Origin of the sequence: Petrotoga olearia DSM 13574 (assembly GCF_002895525.1) — a bacterium.
Taxonomy (GTDB): Bacteria; Thermotogota; Thermotogae; order Petrotogales; family Petrotogaceae; genus Petrotoga; species Petrotoga olearia.
This window is the reverse complement of record NZ_AZRL01000021.1, coordinates 38,067-52,658: the sequence shown is the minus strand read 5'-3', so window position 1 is coordinate 52,658 and position 14,592 is coordinate 38,067. Positions and strand designations below refer to the sequence as shown.

At 32.3% G+C, this 14,592-nt stretch carries 16 protein-coding genes; 3 read left to right on the top strand and 13 right to left on the bottom strand.

The window, feature by feature from the left end:
* Positions 1 to 59: 59 nt before the first annotated feature.
* From X929_RS07295 to flgB, 12 genes are all read right to left on the bottom strand, one after another.
* Positions 60 to 1,814 (bottom strand): M3 family oligoendopeptidase, encoded by a 1,755-nt coding sequence (locus X929_RS07295; RefSeq protein ID WP_103067366.1) that lies wholly within the window; start codon positions 1,812 to 1,814, stop codon positions 60 to 62.
* 17 nt (positions 1,815 to 1,831) lie between these two features.
* Entirely contained in the window at positions 1,832 to 2,728 is an 897-nt protein-coding gene (ribF, locus tag X929_RS07290) for a riboflavin biosynthesis protein RibF (RefSeq protein WP_243830523.1), read from the bottom strand.
* Positions 2,725 to 3,642 (bottom strand): tRNA pseudouridine(55) synthase TruB, encoded by a 918-nt coding sequence (gene truB, locus X929_RS07285; RefSeq protein WP_103067365.1) that lies wholly within the window; start codon positions 3,640 to 3,642, stop codon positions 2,725 to 2,727. The genes ribF and truB overlap by 4 nt, the downstream gene beginning before the upstream one ends.
* Positions 3,639 to 3,992 (bottom strand): 30S ribosome-binding factor RbfA, encoded by a 354-nt coding sequence (gene rbfA, locus X929_RS07280; protein ID WP_103067364.1) that lies wholly within the window; start codon positions 3,990 to 3,992, stop codon positions 3,639 to 3,641. Before rbfA ends, truB begins: the two co-directional genes overlap by 4 nt.
* Positions 3,979 to 4,878, bottom strand: a complete 900-nt coding sequence (locus X929_RS07275; RefSeq protein ID WP_103067363.1) for an HDOD domain-containing protein — start codon at positions 4,876 to 4,878, stop codon at positions 3,979 to 3,981. The genes rbfA and X929_RS07275 overlap by 14 nt, the downstream gene beginning before the upstream one ends.
* A gap of 48 nt (positions 4,879 to 4,926) precedes the next feature.
* On the bottom strand, positions 4,927 to 6,276 hold the full coding sequence (gene mgtE / locus X929_RS07270; protein WP_103067362.1) for a magnesium transporter: 1,350 nt from the start codon (positions 6,274 to 6,276) through the stop codon (positions 4,927 to 4,929).
* Positions 6,277 to 6,297: 21 nt separating this feature from the next.
* Entirely contained in the window at positions 6,298 to 6,444 is a 147-nt protein-coding gene (locus tag X929_RS09720) for a hypothetical protein (RefSeq protein ID WP_169925003.1), read from the bottom strand.
* 111 nt (positions 6,445 to 6,555) lie between these two features.
* Positions 6,556 to 6,768 carry a hypothetical protein gene (locus tag X929_RS07265; RefSeq protein WP_134079997.1) on the bottom strand — a complete coding sequence of 71 codons (213 nt, stop codon included), beginning with the start codon at positions 6,766 to 6,768 and terminating at the stop codon, positions 6,556 to 6,558.
* A 268-nt stretch (positions 6,769 to 7,036) separates the two neighbouring features.
* Positions 7,037 to 7,699 carry a class I SAM-dependent methyltransferase gene (locus X929_RS07260; RefSeq protein ID WP_103067360.1) on the bottom strand — a complete coding sequence of 221 codons (663 nt, stop codon included), beginning with the start codon at positions 7,697 to 7,699 and terminating at the stop codon, positions 7,037 to 7,039.
* Between the two features lie 274 nt (positions 7,700 to 7,973).
* Complete coding sequence (fliE, locus tag X929_RS07255; RefSeq protein WP_103067359.1) at positions 7,974 to 8,273, bottom strand: flagellar hook-basal body complex protein FliE; 300 nt, start codon at positions 8,271 to 8,273, stop codon at positions 7,974 to 7,976.
* Between the two features lie 18 nt (positions 8,274 to 8,291).
* Positions 8,292 to 8,714 (bottom strand): flagellar basal body rod protein FlgC, encoded by a 423-nt coding sequence (gene flgC / locus X929_RS07250; protein ID WP_103067358.1) that lies wholly within the window; start codon positions 8,712 to 8,714, stop codon positions 8,292 to 8,294.
* The gene (gene flgB, locus X929_RS07245; protein ID WP_103067357.1) at positions 8,711 to 9,112 is read right to left on the bottom strand and encodes a flagellar basal body rod protein FlgB; all 402 of its coding nucleotides are present in this window, start codon (positions 9,110 to 9,112) and stop codon (positions 8,711 to 8,713) included. The genes flgC and flgB overlap by 4 nt, the downstream gene beginning before the upstream one ends.
* 100 nt (positions 9,113 to 9,212) lie before the next feature.
* Here flgB and X929_RS07240 point away from each other — a divergent pair, with 100 nt between their 5' ends.
* Entirely contained in the window at positions 9,213 to 10,238 is a 1,026-nt protein-coding gene (locus X929_RS07240) for a polysaccharide pyruvyl transferase family protein (protein ID WP_103067356.1), read from the top strand.
* Here the strand turns inward: X929_RS07240 and X929_RS07235 are convergent.
* Complete coding sequence (locus X929_RS07235) at positions 10,219 to 11,232, bottom strand: YncE family protein (protein ID WP_103067355.1); 1,014 nt, start codon at positions 11,230 to 11,232, stop codon at positions 10,219 to 10,221. The two genes, X929_RS07240 and X929_RS07235, sit on opposite strands and share 20 nt — an antisense overlap.
* A gap of 272 nt (positions 11,233 to 11,504) precedes the next feature.
* Here X929_RS07235 and X929_RS07230 point away from each other — a divergent pair, with 272 nt between their 5' ends.
* Positions 11,505 to 13,433 carry a hypothetical protein gene (locus tag X929_RS07230; RefSeq protein ID WP_103067354.1) on the top strand — a complete coding sequence of 643 codons (1,929 nt, stop codon included), beginning with the start codon at positions 11,505 to 11,507 and terminating at the stop codon, positions 13,431 to 13,433.
* A gap of 25 nt (positions 13,434 to 13,458) precedes the next feature.
* Positions 13,459 to 14,559 carry a BMP family lipoprotein gene (locus X929_RS07225; RefSeq protein WP_103067353.1) on the top strand — a complete coding sequence of 367 codons (1,101 nt, stop codon included), beginning with the start codon at positions 13,459 to 13,461 and terminating at the stop codon, positions 14,557 to 14,559.
* The last annotated feature ends 33 nt before the right edge of the window (positions 14,560 to 14,592 follow it).

Below are 14,592 nucleotides of genomic sequence, written 5' to 3'. Positions count from 1 at the left end.
TGAATTCTCCCTTGGATTAAATTCATTATATAAAAAATGTTGAACGTGCTTATTTTAATTCAATCTAATTTATTGATAAATTCTTTTTCTATAAATTCGAAACCTCTTTCCCAAAAATCTCTTTTTGAAATATCTATTCCGATTTTTTTCAATAATTCTTTCGGTGAATCTTTTGCACCACTTCTAAGCAATTCTTTGTATTTCGGTACAAAAGATTTTCCTTCAACTTTGTATTGTTGATACAATGCTAGAACTAATAAATTAGCAAAATTGTATGCGTATACGTAAAAAGGTGTTCTATAAATATGAGGTATGCTTGCCCATTCATAGTAATACTCTTGTGGTATCATTACTGAATCACCAAACATAATTTCTAATTCGTTTTTATAAAGTTCTGCAAGTTCTTTCCAATTTGCGCTACCATTTTGTTCTATCAAATTGTGAGAGGATATTTCGAATCTTGCAATCATATTTTGCCTGAACATTGTCGAGAACATTCCTTCAACATTCGAGGCAAGATAAGCCGTTCTTTCTTCTTCCGCCAAGGTGGGTAATATCTTATCCATGACCAGCATCTCGCCAAACACTGAGGCAACTTCAGCCATAGTTAAAGGTGGGTGATAATTCCAAATATTTTGTTCAGATGCCAAAGTTCCATGTACCCCATGTCCCAGCTCATGTGCTAAAGTGCTTACATCGGAAAGAGTTCCAGTAAAATTTAACAAAATAAACGGTTTTCTATTAGGAATTGCGTAAGAAGCGTAAGCTCCGCCTCTTTTACCTTTTCTTATTTCCGAATCTATTCTTCTTTCTTTAAAGAAGGACTCAACTATTTCTCCAATCTCTTCATCAAACTCGTAATATGAATCTAAGACAATCTTCTGTGCCTCTTCAAAAGTATATTCTTTTTCCACCTTTGCCAAAGGTGCATAGATATCTGCAAGCGTTTGCTCTATCCCCAATTTTTTGCCTTTCCATTTGTAATATCGGTGAACCATAGGTGTTTTGTCAGTTGTAACCTTTATAACGGTCTCCACAATTTCATCTTCAACTTCGTTATTCAAGTTTCTCATAGAAATTGGTTTTTTGAAGTTCCTCAAACTAGCCTCTGTGTCGTAATTCTTTACGATAGAATTGTATGTTTTTTCGAAGATGAGGCTATCTTCGTCATACTTTTTAAAAAATTCTTTCATAGCTTGACGTCTTAATTTTACATCGGGTTTTCTTCTTAAAGCTCTTACTTGTGGATCTGTTAATTCTTTAACTTCACCATCGATCTCTAACTTGAAGGTATAAGAACTTGTTAATCGGCCATACAGTTCTTCAAAGCCTCCACGTGATGAATTGTACATTGCAGCTAGTACTTTTTCAGCATCTTCACTTAAAATATGGCTTTTTGATTCAACAAGACGTTCAAGCACATGAGTGTAATCTTTCAATTCCTGGTCATTCATTAATTGGTTTAGCTTTCCATCACTTTGCTTCAATAACCTCGGCTTCCAAAAAGATGATTCCATTTCTATTTTCGAATCGTAATCTTTAGCCATCTCATAGAGTTTTTGAGCAGTTTCATCTTGGGTGTTGGAATCATAAAGCAAGTGACAATACTGGTAAGTAAAATTATGCGTTTTTAAAACATTCTCAAACTCTTGGAAAAAGTTTTTCAATTCATTTGGAGTCAAAGAAGGGTCCGATAGTTTGTCATAGTACTGTTGCCGTAACTTTTTGATTTGCCTTAAGCTTTCTTCAAAATCTTCTTTAATCTTTTTATCTTCTGGTGAAGAATAAAAAAATGTTAAATCCCAAGTAGACAAAACCGTTCATCTCCTTTCTATATATAATGGTTCTGTATAATCTTTCTAGCTTGATCCTCGTCTTTTTCCATAGCAGCTATTAATTCTCTTTCGTTTTCAAATTTTACTTCATCCCGTAAAAAATCAATTACCTCTAAAACGATATAATCGCCATATAGATCACCAAAAAAATCTAAAAAATAAACTTCAACTTTTGGTGTTTTTCTATATTCGTTAAAAGTTGGTCTTAGACCGATATTCATTAGGCCCCACAAAAAACCTGATCGTCCCTTTACATATCCTTTCACAATGTAAACACCAAATTTTGGCAACAGGATTTTCTCTTTTTCCCAAACGTTAATATTTGCGGTTGGAAATCCAAGCTTAAACCCAACATGCCTGTCTTCATAAACTGTACCTTCAAGTGTCCAGGGTCTTCCAAGCATTTCATTTGCTCTCTTAATATCACCTAATTTTAACTCTCTTTTTATTGCTGAAGAACTAACTCTTTTTCCACTAGTTTTTAAATCTTTCAATACTTTGACCACTAACCCTTTGCTTTGACTAACTGCTTGTAAATATTCCACATTCCCTAAAGCATTTTTCCCAAACGTGAAATCTTCACCACAAACAATTGCTTTTACATCCTTTTTTATCAATTCCTCAAGATATTGTTCATGAGGTAATCCCCATACTTCTTCAAGATCTTTTACCTCAACCTTAAATCCCATATCTTCACAAATTTGTTTTCTTCTCCAACTAGGTAGAATAAGCCCTTCAAAACCACCTATATACTTTTCAGGAGGATATCTAAACATCAAAACCAAGGGGTCAAACCTTAACTGATTTGCAAGTTGAAGAGTATTTTTTAGTATATACTGATGGCCTTTATGTACACCATCAAATATTCCGATTGTGAGCGCGTACAATTTCATGTCACCTCGTAAAGAATTTTATATATTTTTACTATTCTATCGTTTCTTTCCTCTTCTTTAAGAAGAGTTTTTAAAAACGTCGATTTTTTCTCAGCTCTGCCTATTCCCAAAAAAGATTGTTTTTCGTCGTATATTTTAACGTAATCATTTTTGTTGAAATTAGAAAATTCAATAATATTATCTTTATAAATTTGCTGACCTTTAATGGCTTGTTGACCGTTATTAATCTTAACGTAAGGTAGATCTAAAGCCTCATCCATTTTTAAGATTTTTCCCAATGATGCCTCTTCTAACAGAATACTATCTTTTAATTCGAACTTACCACTTTTAATTCTGCAAAGTTCCTTGGTAACAGCTCCACATCCTAAAGCATATCCTATATCCATAATTAAAGATCTTATATAAGTTCCAGAACTGACTTCTACATAAAAACTAAATTCTCGACCTTCTTGTGAGAAATTTGCAATCTGATATATATTTACTTTTTTTGGAGGGAGATTGATTATTTTACCTTCACGCGCATATTCATAAAGTTTTTTACCATTATATTTTTTAGCCGAATACGCCGGCGGGACCTGTAAATATTCCCCCACAAAAGAAAAACATGTGTTTTTCAAATTAGAGATTTGTTGCTGACTAACTTCGTTCCTTTCTTGTATTTTTCCTTCTATATCAAAAGTATCTGTGATGATCCCCAATTCCGCTTTTACATAATACGTCTTTTTTTCGTTTTGAAAAAATTCTAATAACCTAGTGGCTTTATTTATTCCTACTACTAGCACCCCAGTAGCAAAGGGATCAAGAGTACCAGCATGGCCAACCTTCTTAATCCCAAACTTTTTTCTGATTATTGAGACTACGTCATGAGAAGTAATCCCCTTTGGTTTGTTGATTACTAAAAAACCACTCTTCATTTACCTCCCTCGTTTTTCTCTATGTTCTCTATTAATTTATTTATTCTTATACTTGCTTCAATGCCTTTGTCTTTATGGAACCTTATCTCAGGAGCTTTGAACATTTTAATATTTTTAGCTATAAGAGTTCTGAACATTCCCTTTGCATTGTTTAGAATATTGATAATAGTATCAAGATCTTCATCAAGTGATGAAACATATACATCTAAATAGGATTTATCTTTTGATAGACGTACCATATTTATATCAATAAATTTGTCTTTTAATCTAGGATCCTTCAATTGAGAAAAACCCTGGGTAATTAATTTTTTCATTTCTGACTCAAGCATTTCTCTTCTATACTGAGCCATCAGATGTCACCTCCAAATCATCGAACACTTCTTTCATATTAGTAAACTCAGGAGACTTTTTAATTATATCCTTAAATTCTTCAAAATAACTGGAATATTTATTATAATTTAATCCCAAGGAACTCCAAACCTTTAGATCAACTTCGGGAAAACCAAAGCATCCTGAATAACCGTAAAAATACAAATTAGTAGTTATATTCCCAACATTTACAATATATAATAATTTTCTTGCTTCTTCGTTACTAGACTCTAAAGGATTATCATGGTAGGCAGCGGTTTCTATTACTAAGTCTGACATATTCCAGTTTTCAAAAAGCTTCCTCCCGATTTGTTGATGTGAATAAGTTGATAACAAATTTTCCGCCTGAAAAAAAGAAATTTTTTCGTGTTGAGCAACTTTGATAACCATCTCAAACACATCTGGCATGATATGTGCCATCACTACCTTACTAAGATCATGTAAAACACCACACATAAAAGCTTCTTCTTTATCTGGGAAATTAAGATATCTTGCCAAAAGTTCTGAAGCTACGCCGGTTGAGATCAAGTGGACCCAAAAATGCTGAGTATTGAAAAAAGGTATATCTTCAGAAAAATAATTCTCGACGGTAAAAATACTTAAAGCTAAATTTCTGACCGTTTTGAAACCAAGTAGATTTATTGCTTGTGTAAGTTTTGTTACTCTCCTTGGTAGTGCATAATAGGCAGAATTAGCTAGTCTCAAAATCTTGGCAGTTAAAGCCGGGGATTGAACGATCATATTATGCAAATCATCTATATCTGCCTCGGGATCGTTGGCTATTTCTATAATTCTTTGTACAATAAAATCAGGCGTAGGTAATTCTTTAATTTTTTTGGTAAGCTCTTTTATATCGTTTTCATTCATTTTTACCGTTTCCTTTCAACAAGTCTCAAATCATTTTTTATTTGTTACTCACAACATATCTTTAAGAAGTAAAACAGAAATAGAAAAATAAAAAAACATACTTAATATATCCATCAAAGTTGAAATAAAAGGTCCAGAGATCAATGCAGGATCTAAATGTATTTTTTTTGCAAAAAAAGGTAAGATAACTCCTAAAAGGTTTGAAATAATTACCACTATAATTATAGATAAAGATAAACTCAACATAATTAAAGGTTCTCGAGTATTAACAATTGATCTTAAAAACATGATTATTCCTAAAATTATACCTAAAATCACACTTGAAAACAACTCTCTAGCTAAAACTTTCTTTAAATCGTCATCATCAATATCCCCAACTGCCATTGATCTAATTACTATAGCGGACATTTGACTTCCGGTATTTCCTCCTATTGCATTAATAGTCGGCATAAATGCAGCTAACACCGTAATTTTCTGTAACACATCTGAAAAACCTTCAATTACAAAAACGGCAATGCTCTCAAAAAGTAGTAATGCACCAAGCCAGATTACCCTGCTTTTTATGAGCTCCCAGATAGAAGTATGAAAATAAGAAGTTTCCGTTACACCTACAGCGGCCATTTTTTGGATGTCTTCTGTGGCTGATTCTTCAAGAACATCAACAATATCATCAATGGTTATTATTCCTACCAGTCTTTTTTCACTATCTGTAACCGGAATAGCTAAAAGATCATAATCTTGCATGATTCTTGCAACTACTTCCTCATCGTCGTAAACTGTTGAAAAGGTTGGATTTTCATTCATAATATTTTTTACAAACTCATCTTCTTCAGAAAAAATTAAATCTTTTAATTCTACTGTGCCCTTCAATTTTCTAGTGTTATCTATTACAAACAAAGTGTAGATAGTTTCTTTTTTATTTCCTTCATTCTTAATATGTTGAAGCGCCTCTTTTACAGTCATATTTTCTTTAAGATCCAAAAAATTTGGGTTCATTATTCTTCCTGCGGAATATTCTGGATAATTCAGAAGAATAAGTGTATTTTGTCTCTCTTCATTAGAAAGATGAGCAAGTAAACGTTTTACTACGTTAGCAGGAAGCTCTTCTAAAAGATCAGCTCTATCATCAGGTTCCATATTCTCTATTATTTCTTTTAACTTATCTTCTTTAAAAAGAGAGAGTAATTCCATTTGATCATCTTTTTCTAACTGAGAAAATACTTCTGCAGCGGTATCTTTAGGTAAAAATCTGAAAACAACAATTTTTTCGTCGTGGGGTAATTCTTCGATCATCTCTACTATTCTTGCGGGTTCTTGTTCTTTTAACAACTCTTTTAGAAGTTTAAACTCCTTTTCGTTTATCAATTTTTTTATATCGACTTTTACTTCAACCTTCACTTTTACTCCTCCTTTCAATCATTATGGCGGCAGATCAGAAAATTCAATGAAACTACCGGTACTATCCATACTTACCACTCCTTTCTTGCTGAAAATTTTAAGCCTTTTCTGGTTCTTTGACCAAAAAAATACTGCGTCAAATTTGTCGCCTTTTACATTCTTTAACATTTGTATGATTCCTTTAAAAGAATCTTTATTGGATTTTTAATGTTTCTGCAAGAATCTACCCCAATTCTTGTGTTGGTTTATTGTACTCTTTTGTCTACTTTTCTCTCGCTCTTATTGATTATCTTTTTCTTCATTCATGAAAAGATCTAAAGGATCTTCATAATAATCTTGTATTACCGAAAAAATTTCACCAAGCTGAGCAAAGTATTCATCAACGTCTTTTTCATCATAGATTCCTTTTAAAAATTCTTCTAACTTGTCTAAATCCACTTCAGAATTTTCTTCGATGTACTTTTCAGCACTTTTAATTATTTCTTCCATCAAAACCATCTCCTCCTATAATATGTTTGGTCATTGCTTACTGAGCTTGTTTCTTGACTTAGCAGTCACCTTGCTAACCGATTATTGCATCAACTTTGATTAGGTCTTCAAAAAGGTTATTTTTCAAAGAGGCTGTGAATAATATGGTTAAGCCTTTTCCAATATATATGGTGCTACATCTAGCGCTGATTTAACTGAGTTCTACTCTTTGGATGAAGAGTTTACAAATCCATCGGTGATTTAACTCAGTCAAAGCGTTGCAAACAAGCTGTTATACGAAATCTGCTATTATCACGCCAACCAATGGATGAATTTGTTCAACGCGAGTTGTACCTCCTGCCTGTTTCAAACATTCGGTTAGGTATTCTACTCGCGAAGGAAAATCGGTATCTCCACCATCATAGTATACCTCATTGAATTTTTCAATATGCTTATTAGGCTCCTCAAAAAACATAATATCGCCGATTACTATGCGACCAGGTCGATGCAACAAATTAGATAGAGTAAACAAACTTTCTTTCTTGAGTTGATCGGGTAAATGATGTAATGAATAGACAGCAAGAATTTTCGTAATACCATATAAAGCAAGCTCGAGCTCCACACAAGGCTCTTCAAATGCACCATAAGCAAAGATCACATTGTTTAAATTCTCCAGTTCAGCCCTTATCCTGGCTTGCTCTAAACTCTTCTTACTAATATCAATACCAATTACTTGCCGACAGATATGAGCAGCTGCAATAGCTTTATCACCGGTGCCTGTTCCAACATCGAGTAACACATCTTCGCCAGTGAGTTTCAATTGTTCAAAAGCTACCCGACCGGCTATTTGTGGGATAGTCTCACCAGAATCTGCAACTTGTTCACCTATGGTACTCTTTGTATCAGTCATATTGTCAAATAACCAGGCGAGACGTTTTTTGTCATATTTTGACATTTATCTATCTCCTTTTTAGAAGTGGTGGATTGCGCCTAATGGTCGGCGTGTATCCACAATTGGCCTTGTAACTTTTTTTGGATCAAAATCTTAGTTTGATAATCTTCTCATGATAAAGACCATATAATAATCACTATTTTTTTATGCCTAAATTATAACAAACTTTTATCAACTTTTTTTAAATTTTAATAAAATATAATAATACAAAAAAATTGGGTAATAATACCCAATCATTTAAAGATCAAATTGTTTAATTTTATAAGAAAAAACAAAATTATATCTGCATTCTCATTATTTCTTTATAAGCTTCAACGATTCTATTCGTAACTTCTGTGGTTAATTGTAAAGATAAAGAAGCCTTTTCTGCTGCAATCATAACCTGATGTATATCCGTTATATTACCTGCCGCATAATCTGCTGCAACTTTATCTGCATTCTTTTGGATCGAATTTACTTCCTCAATCGCATCTTTTAATAGTTTAGAAAAGTCTAAATTTTTATCTTCTTGTTTAGTTTTTTCTGGAACTAATTTATTGGGGTCAATCCCATTAATTCCATTTATGCCGTTGGTCATCAATATTTACCTCCTTATTTATCTACCTATTCCGAGGGCAGAATTGTACATGCTTTTCGCTGAATTTACAACCGCTGCATTCATCTCATAAGCTCTTTGAGCAGAGATCATATCAACCATTTCTCGTAATACGTTAACGTTAGGATAACTTACATATCCTTCAGCGTCTGCATCAGGATGGTTAGGATCATATACTAATCTAAAAGGGGATGGATCTTCTACTATAGAAGTGACTTTAACTCCCCCAAAATTTTTACTTCCATTTGTACTTTCATTAAGTGCTTCTTGAAAGATTACTGTTTTTCTTCTGTATGGCCCACCTTCTTCTGTCCTGGTTGTATCCGAATTAGCCAAATTTTGAGATATAACGTCTAACCTAAATCTCTCTGCTGTCATACCGCTCGCAGCAATATCTAAAACCTTAAATAACCCATCCATCATTTACCACCTCTAATAGCTGTTTCATATCTCTGTATTGAATAGGTCATCAACCTAGATAAAGTATTGTATTTTAAAGTATTTTGAGTCATCCTGATCAATTCCATATCGGGATCGACGTTGTTACCATCATCTCTGAGCGATTTGGAATCATCTATTTGAATATTTGGTTGAATTTTTTCTAAAGATAAGGTATTATTTATGTGTTGGTCTCTATTAACTTTAAGGGTCAATTTTGAATCTTCATTCAAGGCTTTTTGTAACTCATTTTCAAAATCAACGTACTTCCTTTTATAACCAGGGGTTTCATAATTTGCTATATTTTGAGAAATTACGTTTTGTCTTAAAGACAATGCATCCATAGTATTTGGAATTATTTCGAAATTAATATTATCAAACAATAATTTTCACCTGCCTTTATTATATCTATTCTATTTTTCTTTTCTAAAGCAACATTTTCCTAAATAATAACTTCTAAATAATTAATTTGGAGGAGAAGAGATGAAAAAAATTTTTTTAATTGGATTTTATGGATACGGGAACTATGGAGATGACTTATTACTAAAAAGTTTCTTACAAATATTAAATGAAATAAAATTTGATGGAATCTTATTCTTACCTCTTGAAAACGAGTTGGAATTCGATGAAGGATATATATTTCAAATAATCACTGTTTCAAGATTCAATTTTTACGAAATAAGGAAAACTATAAAAGACAGCGATGTTATAATCTTTGGAGGAGGAAACCTTTTTCAATCCGAAACCTCTTACAGAAGTTTCATGTACTATTACTATATAGCCCACCTCGGGGCAAAGTTCAATAAAACCATATTGCTCTTATCCCAAGGTTTTGGCTCTTTTAACGAAAAACGTAGCCTCCAAAAATTAAAGAAAATCCTTTCTTACCCAAAACTTTACGGCAATTTGAGAGATGAAACATCTTTTGTCTTTGCAACAAAATATAATAAAAATATCTCCCTAGGTGTAGATGTAGGACCATATCCTTTTTTAAATTATACTTACAAAAAAACAAACAAAATATCAGTTTGTTTAAAAGAAGAACATGATTTGCGATACTTAACAGAATTCTTATCAACCTTTGAAAATTATACACTTTCTACATTAGTAATAAATGCAACACAAGATGCATTAAAAAATTATGAATTAGTTGAAAGCATAAGAAAAGAAACTAAAATTACAGCTGAATTCCCTTTTAAAGATTCAAATAAGATAACCAAAGAAATTTCTGAGTCTAAAATAATCATATCTGATCGTTTACACAGTGCTCTGGCTGGAATCTTTTTTGATGGGCAAACAATAACTTTTAACAACCTAAAGAATCGAAGAGTACTAAAAAACATAAAAAGAGATTACAACTTTTTTTATAAAAACACAGCTGAAATACCCTTTATCTATTATGATGCTGTTTCTTCTAATTATGATTTCAAAGAAATTTCTGACATATACAAAGATAAATTACAAAAAACAGTGTTTGATATAAAAACACTTATTCAAAGTATCTTATAACTTGCAACCTCGAGGAATCCGTACAAAGTACCAAAACGATATTGTCTGTTGGCGATTCAACATCGATAGGATAATTGTAAGTATCAATTGTTTGATAAACCTTCTTATCCTCTATTACATAAAGTTTATTTTCTATATGAGATATAGCGTATAAATACTGTCCGTTAGGAGAAACTGAAATATCACTAATTGGTACTTCTTCTAAAATAACTTCGGTTTTCCCAGAGGAAAGATTGTAGTAATAAACACCACCCATCAAGGAATTGCCTACAATATTATTTTTGTACATCTCAATGTTCGTAGTGTACTTCCCAAATTGTGCAATTTTAGGTTGTGTTCTGAAATCATTCCTATACAAATTGCCATTGTAGTATGAAACCATATAAATAACCCCTTTGTATCCTACAATATCGATAGGATGTTCTATATTATTATAATTTACGATATAAGTATCATTATTAGGGATCAAAAAAAGAAGGTCTGTTAAAAATACGTTGTTTTGAAAATTATCAAATAAAGGAATAAAAACTTGCTCACCTATATTTCTTATCAACGGACTATGTACAGGGATATTCATCGATTTTTTTACAAAAAGATTGCTATCAACTATGTATAATTTATTAGGATTTGTACCTAATATGTATAATTCTCCATTTATCAATTTTATATTAACAGGTTTAGAATCTAAAACCAATTTTTGTTGGGCTTTGTTATTTTTAATTTTAAGTAATTGCCTATTGTAATTGTCAATAACATAAAAAAATTCGCCATCGTATGCTCCACCCATAGGTAAGACAGCCTGTGTAAACTCCGCCTTCTCTAAAGTAAAGATATCTATAAAATGGATAGTGCCTTGATAATCCGCAATTATTGCGTAATTTTTTCCTAAATCAATATGAAATGCCCTTTCTCCAATGTTGAAATTGTCAACTTCTAAAAAAATAGATTCGGAAAATAACAGAGCTGCAAAAAGAATAGAAAAAACAATTAACATATAAGATTTTTTTAAAATATAAATCTCTCCCCGTATAAGTTGTTTATAGGATTATTTTACCACATAGAGCTTTTTCAATCAACAGTTAATAATTTTAAATTTTCAATGAAACATGTACTTAAATACCTATAATCTCATTTAAACAGATTTAATTGCTAATAATCTTGTATAATCAGGGAATTCTCTTGTTGAACATCCACAAAAAAAATGATATAATAAAATTAATCTTTGCTTGGTTTTATACAATACATTATAGCAATAGGAGGATATAAATGAAGAAATTAACCATTCTATTAATTACTGTCATTATTTCATTAACAGCTTTAGGAATTGATGTTGAAACAGTGGGAGATGTTTACAAAACTCTTATTCAGACCTACAACGAAGGGGAAAATATTTCAAATGAAGAATTTTATTTGTTCTTTCAAGAACTTAACAATTTAGGATTGTATAGATTTTATAGAACTCAGATGATTGGAAGCGCAGAATATATTGATAGACCTACAAATGTGCAAACTTATCTATCTCAGATATACGACAATGTTCAGTCTCAATTCACAACAATTGAAGAAAAATTAGCTCTTGCCGGATTTTTAGTGTATGTTCAATCTGATCTTTCTGGCGAACAAATTACTCAAGAGATGATCAGATCACTACCTGCCTATTTCAAAACCGTTCAAGAATATACAAGATCTTTAGAAAACGATGCTCTAACTTACTTTGGTAATGTTATCATATATTCTTTGGGAATTGTTGATTCCGCTCCATTCACAAATATAGAAAGGTTCCCATCTAATGCACAAATTTTGGATAAAAGATTCTATATATATGAAGGAGAAACTAATCCTGAATTCGACGCAATAATATTAGAAAATAAACAAAGTTTAGAACAAGGCATTCAACAACTTGCTCAATCAGGCTTAACTGGAAGACCACTCCAAATTGCAATAGATCAACTCTCTTACAATTATGTCAATTCATTAATAAATGAAACCAGAGATCAATTACAACAAGTTACACAGATTTTTATTGAGGAGGGAAAAGCCGGTGTTAACATTGCTTTTATAAGAATTATCATCTATGCTGTCTTGATCCTAATTACATTCTTATTTTTAAGAAAGTATCTTTGGGTGACAGTTTTGAGTGTATTTGGAGTTGAATTTGTATACCTTTTAGTATTTTACAATCCGATAACAGATACAATATCTTCTTTTCTTTATGGAAGTTATATAGTAACCTTTGTGTTTTTGTTTTTAGCCGTTTTACTATTTAAAAGTTTTGGAAAAAAGATTAAGCTGACTGAAAAGGTCATAAACTTTTCAATCTTCTTTTTGGTGCTGATTACACTGTTCGTTCCATCATATTATTCTTATGATCTATTGATGGAAAAAAATAATCAATTCAATAACTCAGCCTTCGAAACCCAACTATTGAACGATGTTGTTGTTTATCCTCATGCTCCTATACACAAAACCATATCTAGTTTAAACTCCCATTTAGGAAGTGAATATTCACAAGTTAACACTTTTTATAGATCTATTTTTGGTTCTTTTTTAGGCGATCTTTTGAACTCGCAAGTTTTATCACAAATACAAGGTTCTTCAGTTCAAACGAATAGAGAAGGTTTAAAAATTGACAAAGTGGAAAATTATCGGGGTATCCCGCTTGATTTTTCAAATGAGATTACAGATTTTGTTAACTCCTCAGAAATTTCAGAAAGAAATATCTATAACGAGTTAGACACTTTGAAAGTTCAAGCCCATGATGTTTTAAAATTTTCTGACGCAGAATTCGAATCTAAATTCATAGATGCTTCAAATCAACTTCTAAGTTCTTCCGATCTAATTGATCCGTTGTTGCCCAGTGTAAATTCTTATTTTAACGTTGACAAGGTAAACAAAATTAATTTAAGAACCTATAACACTATTTATGGTACAAAAGTCTTTCTCTTGTTCTTCTTAAGTTTAACGATCTTTGTGATTTTTGAAGAGAAATTCACAAAATATATTTCTTTATTATCAATGCTTTTGGTAAGCATCCTTAGCTTTATAAAAGTTACTCCACTTGAAGTTTTTAGTCAAATTGGCTATCCTACTGTTCTCACTGTTGATTATAGTTTTAATTATATATTTGGAATAATTTTGTTAGTCTTAACTTCTCTTTTGTTTGTCAGATACTTTTATGATCTAAAAAACAAGTGAATTTACCCAAAGGAGGTAGGAAAACATGAAAAAGTTGTTAGTTCTTAGTTTAATCAGTTTAATGTTTGTAAGTTCTTTTGCTCTAAAAGTTATTATGGTAACGGATGTCGGCGGTTTGGGAGATAAGTCTTTCAACGATGGTACATGGGCTGGTGTTCAAATGGCTATGGAACAACTTCCCAATGTTGAAGGAGAATTAATTATATCCAAGGAACAAACTGATTACGTTCCAAATCTTACCAACGCTGCGCAAAGAGGAGATGTAGTAATTGGTGTTGGATTTATGATGGCAGATGCTTTATTCAATATCGCCGCCCAATATCCCAATACATTTTTTATTGGAATTGATATTGAACCGTCCCCTGGTCAAACGGTTCCAAACAATTTAGCTCTTTACACCTTCAAAGAACATGAGGCAGGATTCTTAGGCGGATACGTAGCGGCCGCAATGACTAAAACAGGTAGGATAGGTTTCGTAGGTGGCCTAGAAATACCACCGGTCAAAAGATACGAAATAGGTTACAGAGCAGGAGTTGCTGCTTACAATCAAATTCATGGTACCAATGTTCAAGTTATAATCGGTTACGCCGCTAGTTTCGAGGATCCCGCAAAAGGAAAACAGTTAACCCTTTCTCAATACGGTAACGGTGCAGATATAGTCTTCGCGTGCGCTGGTGCAACAGGAAATGGAGTCATCGATGCCGCAAAAGAAACTGGAATGTCTTTCTACGGTTTGCCAGCAAATGCCCCTCTACAACAAGTTATAGATAAATATTATGAAAAAGGTCAGGGCTATTTTGCAATAGGAGTTGATGTGGATCAAGATTACATGCAACCAGGTTACGTATTACTTAGTATTACAAAAAAGATCGATGTAGCAACTTTTGAAGGTATAAATTCAGCATTGTCTGCTAGATATTTTCAATCTGGACACAACAACTTAGGTATAGTTGATGATGGTGTTGGAATATCTCCAATGAAATATACCAAAGGGCTAATACCAAATGAAGTTATTGCGGAATTAGCTTATTTACAAACGTTAGCTAAGGAAGGAAAAATCAATATTCCTCAAAGCGAAGCTGAGCTAGGTTCTTTCAATGCAAGTAATATAGTCTTCCCATTCTGATATAGCATATCTTTTTTACTCCAATATCAGGCG

Excerpts from the sequence above, each read along its gene's own strand:
- ribF (WP_243830523.1), bottom strand. The coding sequence starts at position 2,728 with ATGAAATTGTACGCGCTCACAATCGGAATATTTGATGGTGTACATAAA.
- truB (WP_103067365.1), bottom strand. The coding sequence starts at position 3,642 with ATGAAGAGTGGTTTTTTAGTAATCAACAAACCAAAGGGGATTACTTCT.
- rbfA (WP_103067364.1), bottom strand. The coding sequence starts at position 3,992 with ATGGCTCAGTATAGAAGAGAAATGCTTGAGTCAGAAATGAAAAAATTA.
- X929_RS07275 (WP_103067363.1), bottom strand. The coding sequence starts at position 4,878 with ATGAATGAAAACGATATAAAAGAGCTTACCAAAAAAATTAAAGAATTA.
- X929_RS09720 (WP_169925003.1), bottom strand. The coding sequence starts at position 6,444 with ATGTTAAAGAATGTAAAAGGCGACAAATTTGACGCAGTATTTTTTTGG.
- X929_RS07260 (WP_103067360.1), bottom strand. The coding sequence starts at position 7,699 with ATGTCAAAATATGACAAAAAACGTCTCGCCTGGTTATTTGACAATATG.
- fliE (WP_103067359.1), bottom strand. The coding sequence starts at position 8,273 with ATGACCAACGGCATAAATGGAATTAATGGGATTGACCCCAATAAATTA.
- flgC (WP_103067358.1), bottom strand. The coding sequence starts at position 8,714 with ATGATGGATGGGTTATTTAAGGTTTTAGATATTGCTGCGAGCGGTATG.
- X929_RS07240 (WP_103067356.1), top strand. The coding sequence starts at position 9,213 with ATGAAAAAAATTTTTTTAATTGGATTTTATGGATACGGGAACTATGGA.
- X929_RS07235 (WP_103067355.1), bottom strand. The coding sequence starts at position 11,232 with ATGTTAATTGTTTTTTCTATTCTTTTTGCAGCTCTGTTATTTTCCGAA.
- X929_RS07230 (WP_103067354.1), top strand. The coding sequence starts at position 11,505 with ATGAAGAAATTAACCATTCTATTAATTACTGTCATTATTTCATTAACA.
- X929_RS07225 (WP_103067353.1), top strand. The coding sequence starts at position 13,459 with ATGAAAAAGTTGTTAGTTCTTAGTTTAATCAGTTTAATGTTTGTAAGT.